This window comes from Pseudotamlana agarivorans, assembly GCF_001642835.1.
Taxonomy (GTDB): Bacteria; Bacteroidota; Bacteroidia; order Flavobacteriales; family Flavobacteriaceae; genus Pseudotamlana; species Pseudotamlana agarivorans.
Genome location: NZ_LXEI01000002.1, coordinates 236,298 through 249,869, shown reverse-complemented (window position 1 = coordinate 249,869; position 13,572 = coordinate 236,298). Strand labels below are relative to the sequence as shown.

The following is a 13,572-nucleotide window of genomic DNA, read 5'->3' as shown; positions in this document are numbered from 1 at the left end:
CATGCAGTTTAAAGTCGAATCAGAGTTTAGTCCCACTGGAGATCAGCCTCAAGCCATAAAGCAGCTTGTGGATGGTATCAATGAAAACGAAAAATATCAAACCCTACTTGGTGTTACCGGCTCGGGAAAAACCTTCACCGTCGCTAATGTTATACAAGAGGTACAACGCCCTACCCTAGTTTTAGCACATAATAAAACTTTAGCAGCACAGTTGTACTCGGAGTTTAAACAATTTTTCCCAAACAATGCGGTAGAGTATTTTGTGTCCTATTACGACTATTACCAGCCCGAAGCTTACATTCCCGTTTCAGGTGTTTATATAGAAAAAGACCTCTCTATTAATGAAGAAATAGAAAAAATGCGATTAAGCACGACCTCGTCACTCCTTTCTGGAAGACGTGATGTATTAGTTGTCGCTTCGGTGTCGTGTTTATATGGTATCGGGAATCCGGTAGAGTTTCAAAAAAACGTGATTACTTTAGAGTGTGACCAGGTCATTTCTAGAACCCAGCTTTTGCATCAACTTGTGCAAAGTTTGTATTCCCGAACAGAAGCCGATTTTAAACATGGTAACTTCAGAATTAAAGGCGATACTGTAGATATTTTTCCGAGCTATGCCGATGATGCCTTCAGAATACACTTTTTTGGTGATGAAATTGAAGAGATCGAATCTTTCGACATTCAAACCAACCAAGTTGTTGAAAAATACGAGCGCCTAACCATTTATCCTGCCAACATGTTTGTGACATCACAAGATGTTTTGCAAGGTGCCATAAAAAGTATTCAGGATGATTTAGTAATTCAACATGATTATTTCAAAGAAATAGGCAAACATTTAGAAGCCAAACGCCTTAAAGAACGAACCGAATTTGATCTTGAAATGATTCGAGAATTAGGCTATTGTTCTGGGATTGAAAACTATTCGCGTTATTTGGACGGACGATTACCAGGCACAAGACCTTTCTGTTTACTGGATTATTTTCCTGATGATTACCTGATGGTTATCGATGAAAGTCATGTTACCGTTTCGCAAGTTCACGCCATGTACGGTGGTGATAAAAGCCGAAAAGAAAACTTGGTGGAATATGGTTTCAGATTGCCTGCTGCCATGGACAACCGTCCTTTAAAATTTGAAGAATTCGAGTCTTTACAAAACCAAGTGATTTATGTAAGCGCGACGCCCGCCGATTATGAATTGGAAAAAACCGATGGTATTTATGTCGAACAAGTCATTCGCCCTACAGGTTTACTGGACCCTATCATTGAAGTACGCCCTAGTTTGAATCAAATAGATGATTTAATTGAAGAAATTCAGCAACGGGTTGAAAAAGATGAACGTACTCTTGTAACGACTTTAACCAAACGTATGGCGGAAGAACTCACCAAATATTTAGATCGTATTCAAATTCGTTGTCGTTATATCCATAGTGACGTTGATACTTTAGAACGTGTTGAAATCATGCAAGATTTACGGAAAGGCCTATTTGATGTTCTAGTTGGTGTTAACTTACTTCGTGAAGGTTTAGATTTGCCAGAAGTATCTTTGGTTGCAATTATAGACGCGGACAAAGAAGGTTTTTTACGTTCGGCTAGATCTTTAACACAAACGGTAGGACGTGCCGCAAGAAACTTAAACGGAAAAGCTATTATGTATGCTGATAAGATTACAAAAAGCATGCAAAAAACCATTGATGAAACCAATTACCGTCGAGAAAAACAAATAGCATACAACACTAAGCATCATTTAAAACCAAAAGCGCTAAATAAAAGTTTAGATAATGTGCTATCGAAAAACTCGGTAAGCACTTATAGCTACGAATTGGAAGCTGCCAGAGCTGCAGAGCCAGAAAGCGCATACCTTAGCAAACCAGAACTTGAAAAGAAAATACGTGAAAAGCGAAAGCTTATGGAAGAGGCTGCTAAAGCATTAGATTTTCTAGTAGCAGCAAAATTACGTGATGAAATAAAAAGCTACCAAGATAAACTAGAAAAGCTAAAAGTGTAAACTTTTAGCTTTTAATGGGCTATCAATGGCCTATAAAATGAAAAGAGAGAACGGTTTAATTGTATTGTGTTTTAAAAATATCGATTAATACATCGGGCGGTACAATTTTATTCGGAAAGCTCTCCATGAGATAGAGTACTTTCGTAATAGATTCGTGACTTAACCCCATACGCAATCCGAAATTATATAGCTTTATAGCGCCTTTAGAATTATTGTTATCACCAAACTTCTGTTCAATATTTAATAACAATACTAATCTATGAAACTGAACAATGCGTTCGCTATGCGATTTTAAATGCGTATAGTCAATGGGGTTATCTAGTAAATAATCAAAATCATGTCTAGATATTTCCAACTGTTTAGCAACACCTAATAAAAAATTGTATTCTATACGGTTAATGTCATTATCATATTTTGCAAAAGCAATCATTTCAGACAATAGACTTAATTTCTCGAGCTTATTAATCATGTTTTGAGGGAGTTAATGCGTTACACTATAAATTTAAACAGAAAAAACCATTATATATCGTTGAATCTTAACGTCTTATCGAAAAAATGCAGGTATTTTATCGTAAATTTTATTGCGTTTATCAGTTTCACTTTAAAATACATCTTAAATAATGGCATTTTATCTAAACTACTTTTAAATAACAATTACAAACACACAACACAAATAGTTGATTATTAGATTTTTACAACAATTAAAATAAGACTTCTTAGTCAGCAATAAAAAAAGTACCTTTACCGATGCATCAAAACGCTAAATCTTCGTCTTTTGTGATTACAAATAGATGAAATGAGTAAATACAGAAACTATGACGAATAATGATATCTTTAAAAAATTACGTGTAGCCCTAAAACTTCGGGATGATGACATAGTAAAAATTTTAGAGCTCGTTGATTTTAGGATTACTAAAAGTGAACTTGGCGCTTTTTTCAGAAAAGAAGATCACCCAAAATATATGGAGTGTGGTGACCAAATTCTTCGTAATTTTTTAAATGGACTGGTCATTCATATGCGTGGACCGATGCCTAAAAAAGGAGAAGCTCCTAAACCTAAAAAATAAGCATTCGGTTTTCTTAACGACACACACCTCGACATCGTTACTTTTTTATTATAAGTTGAATTAATAACCCTATGTTAATATTGGGTAAATTAATCAACCAATAGATTGCCAATAACTTAACCTTTTATCGAGTACATATCGCGCTATTACTCTTAATATACCAATAACCTAAGCGTAAACTAGAATTTTAACATTTCCCTTTTTCATATTATAAATTTGTGTTTCATTTTTTCTTAAAGCTATGTCTTGAGAAAATTAATGTAAACCCCAAATAAATTATTATGAAAAAGAACTACACATTACTGTGTTTATACTTTTTTAGTATAAGCATAACGTGTCTCCACGCACAAACAGATACTTCCAGATGGATGAATGGTTGGACAAATTTTCAGCCCAATTTAGAACGTTACTTTGAAGCCGATACCAAAATTCCTTCAATGATTACTAATGATTTAACACTTACAAAAAACAAAGTATATCTCATGTCTGGTAATGTTTACGTTGCAAACGGTGCGACATTAACCATTGAACCTGGTACAACAATTAGATGCGATCATACTAACCCTGCTAGTTTACTGGTAGCCAAAGGAGCAAAACTCATTGCTGAAGGATCGAAGTTTGAGCCCATAGTATTCACGTCTAATAAACCTGCAAAATCAAGACAAACAGGCGATTGGGGCGGTATTGTCATCTTAGGAAATGGAAAACTAAACACGGGCTCTGGAGTTGCAAAAGTAGAAGGAAATTTTGCACCACAATATGCTTTATATGGTGGGGATAACCCTGAAGAAGAAACAGCCATAATAAAATATGTACGTATTGAGTATCCTGGTCGTAAAATAAATGAGGCCAAAGAGTTAAACGGATTAACACTTTGCGGTATTGGCTCCAAAACCATTTTAGAAAACATCATGATTAGTTATTCTGCCGACGATGCTTTTGAGTGGTTTGGAGGCCAGGGTGATTTCAGTAATTTAATTTCATACAAATCTAAAGATGATGATTTCGATATTACCAACGGATTTCAAGGTAGTCTAACACATATTCTCGCGGTAAGACATCCTTATATTTCAGATGTTAGTGGCTCCTATGCGATTGAAATTGATGGTTATACTTCTGAAAATTTCAAACCAATGGACGAGCATTTATCCTCATTAAAAGTGTCGTATGCCACTATAATAAACTTAGCTAATCAAGAAAGTACTCCTTTTATAAAAGCGGCAATTTCTGCCAAGTCACATGCCTATGTTTCAGTGGAGTACTCATCTATTTCTGGATTTGCTCATGTGATAAAACTAGACCAATCTTATGTAGATTCTAGTGATATCGTGAGTAAAATAAGCCTACAAAAGAACCTCTTTAATATAAGTGACCAGGGATTAAACTACCGAAAAAATACCATTTACCACCCTAATGGATTCTTTGCTAGCAATGTTTTCACTAAAGGATTTAGCAATCCGGAAGATCTATACATTGCGCCCTTGGATGATGCACGCCCATCTTTCGTTTTAAAATCTACCGAAATGAAAAATAACCTCGGACAACCTATTTCATTAAGTCATTAACAATTAACAAACAAACCATCCAAAAATGAATAAAATTTTACTTAGTATCTCCATTCTAATAATGGGAAGCTCAATTATAAACGCGCAATCGGTTAATACCTTTTTTACCAAATCAGATCGCATAAATAAATTTCATACCATCGATGACTTAGAAGGTTTGGGAAAAGGAGATTTGGTAAGTCTATACGCCGATCGCTTTGCTGAAATAACTAAAATAATGCCTTTCATGGCCATTACTACGAAATCGGATCAGAAATTACAAGATGTTGGAATCCGTGAAAATTCTGAAAATTTAAAATTATTAAGCAAGTATAAAGAAGATGAACGTGAGCGCATCAAAGCTAGTAACAACTTAATAGCTGACTTTGTTGCTTATGCCGATAGCGAAAATATAATATGGTCTATTCTTTATATGGAGGACATAATTAAGAAGCTGAGACTTGGATTCCATGGGAATTTTTAGACTCTATCGAGAGTTATAGGTTTTATGCAATGGTAAGTACATTATTATTTTATAAGGACAAGACATAACGTCTGAAGGTATTGATTATTTATTATTGATAATTGATTATTAAGGCTTAAATAAAACCTTGTACCAAATTGTCACACCTATTCTATTGTCGAGGTACCTCTTTATGACTTTACAGTTCAGCAATCTTCTGTGATTCATATGACCAATAATGACACGAATTGTAATACTGAGCTTGTCAAGATACTTTTGTAACCTTAAAACCTTATAACTTTATAACTTCAATTCTATAAAACAAAAATCTCCGAAAGTTAAAACTCTCGGAGATTTTTTATGTAAAGTGTTTATTTAAAACGCTTATAACTATTCAGCAAGTACTTGTTGTACTTTATCTGCAGCTTCTTGGAATTCAGTTGCACTTAATACAGCTAAACCAGAATTGTCAATTAATTCTTTAGCGATATCAGCATTTGTTCCTTGTAAACGTACAATAATTGGCACATTGATGTTACCCATGTTTTTGTAAGCATCAATAACACCTTGAGCTACACGGTCACAACGTACAATACCACCAAAAATATTAATTAAGATTGCTTTTACAGCAGGATCTTTTAAGATAATTTTGAAAGCTGCTTCTACACGAGCTGCATCGGCAGTACCACCAACATCTAAGAAGTTAGCTGGCTCACCACCTGCTTGCTTAATTAAATCCATGGTTGCCATAGCTAAACCAGCACCGTTAACCATACACCCAACGTTTCCGTCAAGGTCAACATAGTTTAAACCAAGTTCTCCAGCTTCAACTTCAATAGCACTTTCTTCACGTACATCACGTAAATCTACGTAGTTTTTATGTCTGTATAAGGCATTGTCATCGATAGTTACTTTAGCATCAACAGCCATGATTTTATCATCACTTGTTTTTAACACCGGGTTGATTTCAAATAAAGAAGAATCAGATTTTACGTAAGCAGTATATAAAGCAGTTACGAATTTTGTCATCTCTTTAAAAGCAACACCTGATAAACCTAGGTTAAACGCTATACGTCTTGCTTGGAAAGGCACTAATCCTACGATAGGATCAATTTCTTCAGTAAAAATTAAATGAGGTGTTTCTTCAGCAACAGTTTCGATATCCATTCCACCTTCTGTAGAATACATAATCATGTTACGACCTGTAGCTCTGTTTAATAAAACAGAAACATAAAACTCACTAGTTTCACTTTCACCTGGATAGTATACATCTTCAGCAACTAAAACTTGGTGTACTCTTTTACCTTCTGCTGAAGTTTGAGGCGTTATCAAATCCATACCAATGATTTGTCCTGCAATTTCTTCAACTTCTTGAAGGTTCTTTGCAAGTTTAACTCCGCCACCTTTACCACGACCACCAGCGTGAATCTGTGCTTTAATAACATGCCAGCTCGTTCCGGTTTCACTAGTTAATTGCTTTGCAGCAGCTACTGCTTCTTGAGCATTCTGTGCAACAATACCTCTTTGGATACGAACTCCAAAACTACTCAATATCTCTTTACCTTGATATTCGTGTAAATTCATAATTTGCTAATTGTTTAAGAAAAAAGCAAATATATATGATAGGCTTTACTTACCCTAATATTTAATAGTGAAAACAACAATAAGTTTTTACTTAAAAGTTAAATAATTAACACTTTGTTTATTTTGTATAATTTTTTATTTATTCCTTTTTTTTATTCAACAAAGAAATATCTTTGCCAAAAATTTTTAAATTATGTTAGATAGTCAATTGCTTAAAATTGCAGAAGATTTTGGAAGTCCTGTTTATGTGTATGATGCTGAAAAAATTGAATTTCAATATCACCGATTAACAAACGCCTTTAAGAATGTTAAGAAATTAAAACTTAATTATGCGGTTAAGGCACTATCTAACATCTCTATTTTAAAGCTTTTTAAATCCTTAGGTTCAGGAATTGATACCGTTTCTATCCAAGAAGTACAACTTGGATTGGCGGCTGGTTTTTTACCTGAGCAAATTATTTTCACGCCTAATGGAGTATCGCTATCAGAAATTGAAGAAGCGGCTAAATTAGGTGTAAAAATTAACATCGATAACCTTTCTATTTTAGAGCAGTTTGGGACTAAACACCCTAACGTACCTGTTTGTATTCGTATTAATCCGCATGTAATGGCTGGAGGAAATGCTAATATTTCTGTAGGACATATCGATTCTAAATTCGGAATATCAATCCATCAAATACCGCACATTTTACGTATTGTTGAAAATACTAAAATGCACATTAACGGTATTCACATGCATACAGGAAGTGATATTTTAGATATTGAAGTATTTCTTTACGCTAGTGAAATTTTATTTGAAACAGCGAAACAATTTAAAGGTTTAGACTTTATTGATTTCGGATCTGGATTTAAAGTACCGTACAAAGCTGGAGACATTGAAACCAATATTGAAGAATTGGGTGAGAAATTATCGGCTAGATTTAATGATTTCTGTAAAGAATATGGAAAAGATTTAACCTTAGCTTTCGAACCTGGTAAATTTTTAGTGAGTGAATCTGGTAGTTTTTTAACGCATGTTAACGCAGTTAAACAAACGACATCAACGGTATTTGCTCAAGTTGATTCTGGTTTTAATCACTTAATTCGCCCAATGCTTTACGGTTCTCATCATGATATTGTAAACATTTCAAATCCTAACGGGCGTGAGCGTTTCTATACGGTTGTGGGATACATTTGTGAAACAGATACCTTTGGTAACAACAGAAGAATTAACGAGATTACAGAAGGTGATGTTTTATGCTTCAGAAATGCAGGTGCTTATTGCTTCTCTATGGCTAGTAACTACAATTCAAGGTTTAAACCAGCTGAAGTTTTATGGTATAATAATGAAGCGAAGCTTATTAGAAAACGTGAAACTTTTGAAGATATTCTTAAAAACCAAGTTGAAGTAGATTTTTCACCTAAAAAGAAAGTAGCTGTTTCTAAATAAACAGAACATTCAATATAAACATAAAAAATCCTCTTTAAACAATCTGCTTTAAAGAGGATTTTTTATACCTGTTAACGGTCTCGTGTATGATTAGTGACGTGATTTAGCACCGAATTTAACAAATAGAAACCGAATAAAATATTCCTGCGAAATATTCGTAAGCAAGCTCGAACTAGCCATAAATTATACACCTTGCTACCAACAGTACTTTTTTCAGTCGTAATGAAATCTGCATTTTGCAATCAATATTTCTCCTTCTCTATATTGATAAATCAGTCTATGTTCGCTATCAATTCGTCGTGACCAAAATCCTGCGTATTTATGCTTTAGCGGTTCGGGTTTTCCAACTCCGTCAAAAGGGTTTCTAGCGATGTCTTTGAGAAGTTCATTTATTTTCTTCAGCTTTTTTTTGTCCGTTTTTTGCCAATACAGATAATCTTCCCAAGGCTCGTCAACGAATATATACTTCATTTTAACCTTCGATTAGGTCTTTGCTAAAAGTAGTTCCGTTTTTTAGCTTGTTAATTGCAGAGTCTAACCTTAACTCATTCTTTCGAGAGGAAAGTTCGTGATTTGTAGCCATTAAAGAATTGTATTCTTGCAATGACATAACCACAATCCCAGAATCTTTTCCACGATTTATTATCAAAGTCTCAAAGTTCTTCACAACTCTGTCTAAGTAGCTTTTAATATCTTTTCTGAAATCAGAAACAGTTGTTATTAGCATAATGTTGTATTTTATTAAGTACAAATATATGTACAAAATATGGTTTATGAAATTTTTTTGTACTGCTGGCAACTATAAAAGTATTATGCCTTCAACTTTCCTGCAAAAACACTCACCTTAGAATTAAACGGATTTCCAGAAGCACGCCTTAACATTACTATTTGTCCGCAATGCCAAGTAGCATCAGCAATTGGACCATTAATAATATTCCAAAAGGGAACTTCAGTTTCTTCTAAGTTAATTGGGTTTTCAGTGTCTCGTAACAAATCAGATACTAATTTCAAATTTAATAGGGTCTGCATTCGCTGCGCTTCAAAACCTATTACTTCTATATCTAAATCTTTATCATGGCTAAGCACCGCGTTTCTAATAAATTTAGACAAGCCGTAGATATGTTCAATAGTTTCCGCACTTGTTCTTCCTGACTCGCTGCATTTGTGATTCAAATCTTTTTCCGTTAAGCCTTCTGTAGACCAAAAATATCTAAATCCTAAGCCATCAATCATACGAGCTGCAACAGTTCCTGCTGTATAGGTTTCTGGTGCCTCGGGAATTTCATAAAATGGCAATTTTTCTGAAGTCATATTATCTTGTGCATTTCCTGTAAATACTATCAGACTTAATATTATAAGGAGTTTGAATTTGTTCACGAACATCATAAATTATTTTTAACGCCAAATATAATACTTCTAAAAACCTTTAAGTAATCTCCTAATTCAACTTCCAAAACACGTCAAACTGTCCTGGTTTATCAAGAATATTACTTAAAGATTATTCGGTTTCTAATTGCTTTTTATACTCCTTAAGATGTACTTTAATGGCATCATCTAATTCTGGTTCCTTAATGTCATCAAATTGTTTTAGGGTTTCGTATATAATTTTTGCAACTAATAAACGTGCAGAAGGTTTGTCGTCGGCAGGGATATTATACCAAGGCGCATGAGGTTTAGAAGTTCTATTAATAGCATCTTCATAACAATCTTGATAAAGGTCCCAAAGTTTACGTTCCTTTAAATCACCAGGCGAGAATTTCCAATTCTTTTCTTGTTTATTCAAACGACGTAACAACCTGTGTTTCTGTTCCGATTTAGAAAGGTTTAAAAAGAACTTAAAAATAAGTGTTCCGTTTTGAGCCACATGCTTTTCAAAATTATTTATTTGCTCGAAACGTTTATCCCAAAAAGCATCATCGACATCATCAACGCTATGGATATTTGGTAAATTTTCACCTAAAACATATTCAGGGTGTACACGAGTTACCAAAACATTTTCATAATGTGTTCTATTAAAAACACCAAATTTTCCACGGGCAGGCAAAGCGATGTAGTGGCGCCAAATAAAATCATGTTTTAACTCTAATTCTGTAGGCACTTTAAAGCTGTGAACCACAACGCCACGGGCATTAAAATCTTTAAAAACCTCACGAATTAAACTATCTTTCCCCGCTGTATCCATACCTTGTAAACAAATTAAAACCGCATATTTACCATGTGCATATAAGGTATCTTGAAGCTTCCCTAATTTTTTTCTAACCTTTTTTAGTTCCTTTTCGGCATCGTCAAAAACGACTTTGGTTTGGGAGTTTTTTAAAGATATTTCTGATGTGATTTTATAGTGATTGATGTCCATTGGATTTCATTTTAGTTAACAATTCGCTTAATAATAGGTTAAATATAGTAAATCTAAAATTTGAAATAGAAGACACTGCTTGGTTTCATATATTTTCTATATCTTGGACCTACCTATTTATGTTAACCCTAAGTTTATGAAAAATTATTACCTACTATTTTTTCTAACGGCCTCTATGGTTGTTAGTGCCCAAACGAAATGTGACAATGCAAATTCCTACCTCGGAAATGCCTATTCACATGTTAAAGATTCCTATGAATCCAATAATATTAGTCACTTAAAACACTATGCCAACAGATCGGTAGAGTCTTTTAAACTTGCTAAGGAAGCACTTAGTTTTTGTAACTGTGATAAAGCTGTAGAACTTGCAGAAAAAAGTATTGAATTACTTGAAAAAGTTGAATCGGCAGAAACCTACGAAGACGGACGATTTTTTGTAAAGCGTGGTCGTGAATTAAGTAAAGAAAGCTTAATTGAAATTGACAAATGTGCTTATAATCAATATCAAAAAGTAGCACCATCAACGACAAGTGTTGCTGTTACTAATTCTTCTAATAGTTCGGAATTATCAGATTTACAACAAGAGCAGTTAAAATTAAAGCAACAGCAAGAAGCTTTAAAGTTAAAGGCTGAACAAATCAAAATGCAATTGGCTCAGCAAGAAGCTCAAGAATTAGCACTTAGAAAGCAGCAAATTATCAAATCTTATAAAGCAAGGATTTTAGAAAACGTAAAATCTTATAATGAAACTTTAAAGGTATATGGCAGTAACACTCCAATAAATTTCGAAGAAACTGTTATAGATATGGAAACAAAGTCTGTTAGTGAGATTAAAAGTCATTACATTAATGAAATGAAAGCTATTACCAAAAACTATTTGGAAGCTTTAAACCAATGTGAAGCGAGTTAAAACTAACTTGTTTATATCATAAAAAAAGCTGTTAGATTCGTCTGACAGCTTTTTTTTATATCCTAAAAATTTTGATGTGTCAAATTATTTAGAAGCAAATAACTTAACATCTTGTTCGCTAACTTCTTGCCCGCCTAAAATAATTAAACGCTCAACAACGTTACGAAGTTCTCTAATATTACCAGTCCAATCGTACTCTTGCAGCTGTTTAATGGCCTTGTCGGAAAAGCCCTTTTGAGAAGATCCATTATCTGAAGCTATTTTTTCAGAAAAATGACGAACCAACAAAGGAATATCTTCTCTCCTATTATTTAAAGAAGGCACTTCAATTAAAATAACGGCCAATCGGTGATATAAATCTTCACGGAAACGCCCTTCTTCAATCTCCTTTTTTAAATTTTTATTGGTAGCTGCAATGACACGCACATCAACTTTAATATCTCTATCGCTTCCAACACGTTGGATTTTATTTTCTTGTAAAGCGCGTAATACTTTAGCCTGTGCCGACAAACTCATGTCGCCAATTTCATCTAAAAAAATGGTACCTCCATTGGCAGCTTCAAACTTTCCAGCACGATCTTTATTCGCACTTGTAAACGCACCCTTTACATGACCAAACAACTCACTTTCAATTAGTTCCGATGGAATCGCGGCACAGTTAACTTCTATCAAACTGCCTTTAGAACGGGCGCTTTTTTCATGTAGCCAATGCGCTACCAACTCCTTCCCTGTTCCGTTTGGCCCAGTAATTAAAACCCTCGCATCGGTTGGAGCTACTTTATCTATCATGTCTTTAATTTGAGAAATTGCTTTGCTTTCCCCAATCATGTCATACTTCTTACTAACTTTTTTCTTCAATATTTTGTTAGCCACTACCAATTCTTTTCTATCTAAAGCATTTCTAACCGTATTCAATAACCGGTTTAAATCTGGTGGTTTAGAAATATAATCGAAAGCCCCTAAACGCATGGTATTTACTGCCGTATCTAAATCGCCATGACCAGAAATCATAACCACAGGAACTTCAGCTTTTATTTTTTTTGTAGCTTCAAGAACCTCTACACCATCCATTTTAGGCATTTTGATATCACAAAGAACCAAGTCGTAATCTTCATTTTTTATTTTTTCAATGCCTTCTAAGCCATCAACAGCTTCATCAACTTGGTAGGTATCGTTTTCTTCAGAAAGAATTTTAACCAAAACACGTCTAATGGCTGCTTCATCTTCAATAACTAATATTCTTGGCATAATGCTATTTTTAGTTCAATTATTAAATTCAATATTTATTGTGGTTTTTGAATGATATGAATATCGCGCTGCGGAAAAGGAATGCTCACATTGTGCTCTCTAAAGAGTCTATCAATTTCAAAACGGATATCACTTTTAGGAAATTGAGCTCTAAAGCTATTATTTATAGTAAACACGAGTTTAAAGTCTAAGGAACTAGCTCCAAAATCCATAAAAACAACCGTAGGTTCTGGCTCACTCAAAACCAATTCATGGGTTCTTGCTGCCTGAAGCAGTAATTTTTTAACCAACTGCACATCGCTTCCATAGGCCACACCAACATTAACAGACTCTCGGGTTAACGTTCCGTTTTGGGTCCAGTTATAAAGCATATTTTCTAAATACAAATGATTTGGGATCACAAGCACCTTATTATCAATAGTTACAGCTCGGGTGGTTCGTAATTTAATTTCTTCAACACGACCAATTTTCCCTTCAATTTCAATAATGTCACCCACATGGACCGTTTGATCCACAAGTATAAAAATTCCAGAAATAATATCTTGAAATAAGGTTTGAAGCGCTAAACCAATACCAATTAAAAGGGCTGCGGAAGCTGCAAAAATAGCGGTTACATTAACCCCTATAGAATCGAAAACAACAAGAATAACGATAATATAAATCAGCCATCGCGCAAATGAAAATACTGTGGTGAATTTCACTTTATCGTCTGGCGGCATTTTTCTGGTAACAACACCTTTAACCCATCGTAAAACATAGGTCGTTACCAATAAAACGATAGCCACCAGTAACACGTATTTCACTTTAAGAACAATCTCATGAGTATCTCCTTCACTCGCGTATGAAAAATCGATGATTTTAAATTCCAGAAACTGAACAATTTTAGCCCAAACACCACTTTCGGTAATGGTTTCGCTCACGGCATCTACACTCTTCTCTATTTTATCGGCTGTATCTTGTTGCATC

General features: G+C 34.3%; 14 protein-coding genes. 6 read left to right on the top strand and 8 right to left on the bottom strand.

Features of this window, described 5'->3' with window-relative positions; all coding sequences use genetic code 11:
* Position 1 precedes the first annotated feature (1 nt).
* The gene (gene uvrB, locus A6I66_RS04410; RefSeq protein WP_067146020.1) at positions 2 to 2,005 is read left to right on the top strand and encodes an excinuclease ABC subunit UvrB; all 2,004 of its coding nucleotides are present in this window, start codon (positions 2 to 4) and stop codon (positions 2,003 to 2,005) included.
* A gap of 55 nt (positions 2,006 to 2,060) precedes the next feature.
* On the opposite strand, the gene A6I66_RS04405 is transcribed toward uvrB, so the two are convergent.
* A complete protein-coding gene (locus tag A6I66_RS04405; RefSeq protein WP_067146018.1) occupies positions 2,061 to 2,474 on the bottom strand; it encodes a hypothetical protein in 414 nt (137 codons plus the stop codon).
* A 346-nt stretch (positions 2,475 to 2,820) separates the two neighbouring features.
* On the opposite strand from A6I66_RS04405, the gene A6I66_RS04400 reads away from it, so the two are divergent.
* From A6I66_RS04400 to A6I66_RS04390, 3 genes are all read left to right on the top strand, one after another.
* Positions 2,821 to 3,072: a DUF1456 family protein gene (locus A6I66_RS04400; RefSeq protein WP_067146016.1), complete on the top strand. Its 252-nt coding sequence runs from the start codon at positions 2,821 to 2,823 to the stop codon at positions 3,070 to 3,072.
* 281 nt (positions 3,073 to 3,353) lie between these two features.
* Positions 3,354 to 4,637, top strand: coding sequence for a hypothetical protein (locus tag A6I66_RS04395; protein ID WP_157614081.1), 1,284 nt, complete (start codon positions 3,354 to 3,356; stop codon positions 4,635 to 4,637).
* Between the two features lie 25 nt (positions 4,638 to 4,662).
* A complete protein-coding gene (locus tag A6I66_RS04390) occupies positions 4,663 to 5,100 on the top strand; it encodes a hypothetical protein (protein WP_157614079.1) in 438 nt (145 codons plus the stop codon).
* 369 nt (positions 5,101 to 5,469) lie between these two features.
* Here the strand turns inward: A6I66_RS04390 and sucC are convergent, their stop codons facing one another.
* The gene (sucC, locus tag A6I66_RS04385) at positions 5,470 to 6,663 is read right to left on the bottom strand and encodes an ADP-forming succinate--CoA ligase subunit beta (RefSeq protein ID WP_067146010.1); all 1,194 of its coding nucleotides are present in this window, start codon (positions 6,661 to 6,663) and stop codon (positions 5,470 to 5,472) included.
* A 193-nt stretch (positions 6,664 to 6,856) separates the two neighbouring features.
* Here sucC and lysA point away from each other — a divergent pair, with 193 nt between their 5' ends.
* A complete protein-coding gene (lysA, locus tag A6I66_RS04380) occupies positions 6,857 to 8,092 on the top strand; it encodes a diaminopimelate decarboxylase (protein ID WP_067146008.1) in 1,236 nt (411 codons plus the stop codon).
* 213 nt (positions 8,093 to 8,305) lie between these two features.
* Here the strand turns inward: lysA and A6I66_RS04375 are convergent, their stop codons facing one another.
* The 4 genes from A6I66_RS04375 to A6I66_RS04360 all read right to left on the bottom strand — a co-directional run bounded on the left by A6I66_RS04375 (position 8,306) and on the right by A6I66_RS04360 (position 10,448).
* Positions 8,306 to 8,563, bottom strand: a complete 258-nt coding sequence (locus tag A6I66_RS04375) for a Txe/YoeB family addiction module toxin (RefSeq protein ID WP_067146006.1) — start codon at positions 8,561 to 8,563, stop codon at positions 8,306 to 8,308.
* Position 8,564: 1 nt separating this feature from the next.
* Positions 8,565 to 8,819, bottom strand: coding sequence for a type II toxin-antitoxin system Phd/YefM family antitoxin (locus tag A6I66_RS04370; protein ID WP_067146003.1), 255 nt, complete (start codon positions 8,817 to 8,819; stop codon positions 8,565 to 8,567).
* 83 nt (positions 8,820 to 8,902) lie between these two features.
* The gene (locus A6I66_RS04365) at positions 8,903 to 9,478 is read right to left on the bottom strand and encodes a hypothetical protein (RefSeq protein ID WP_245683421.1); all 576 of its coding nucleotides are present in this window, start codon (positions 9,476 to 9,478) and stop codon (positions 8,903 to 8,905) included.
* Positions 9,479 to 9,590: 112 nt separating this feature from the next.
* A complete protein-coding gene (locus tag A6I66_RS04360; protein WP_067145999.1) occupies positions 9,591 to 10,448 on the bottom strand; it encodes a PPK2 family polyphosphate kinase in 858 nt (285 codons plus the stop codon).
* Positions 10,449 to 10,584: 136 nt separating this feature from the next.
* On the opposite strand from A6I66_RS04360, the gene A6I66_RS04355 reads away from it, so the two are divergent.
* Complete coding sequence (locus A6I66_RS04355) at positions 10,585 to 11,358, top strand: hypothetical protein (RefSeq protein WP_067145997.1); 774 nt, start codon at positions 10,585 to 10,587, stop codon at positions 11,356 to 11,358.
* Positions 11,359 to 11,442: 84 nt separating this feature from the next.
* Here A6I66_RS04355 and A6I66_RS04350 read toward each other — a convergent pair whose 3' ends face one another.
* Positions 11,443 to 12,606 (bottom strand): sigma-54-dependent transcriptional regulator, encoded by a 1,164-nt coding sequence (locus A6I66_RS04350; protein ID WP_067145994.1) that lies wholly within the window; start codon positions 12,604 to 12,606, stop codon positions 11,443 to 11,445.
* A 35-nt stretch (positions 12,607 to 12,641) separates the two neighbouring features.
* The gene (locus A6I66_RS04345; RefSeq protein WP_084399454.1) at positions 12,642 to 13,571 is read right to left on the bottom strand and encodes a mechanosensitive ion channel family protein; all 930 of its coding nucleotides are present in this window, start codon (positions 13,569 to 13,571) and stop codon (positions 12,642 to 12,644) included.
* Between the last annotated feature and the right edge of the window lies 1 nt (position 13,572).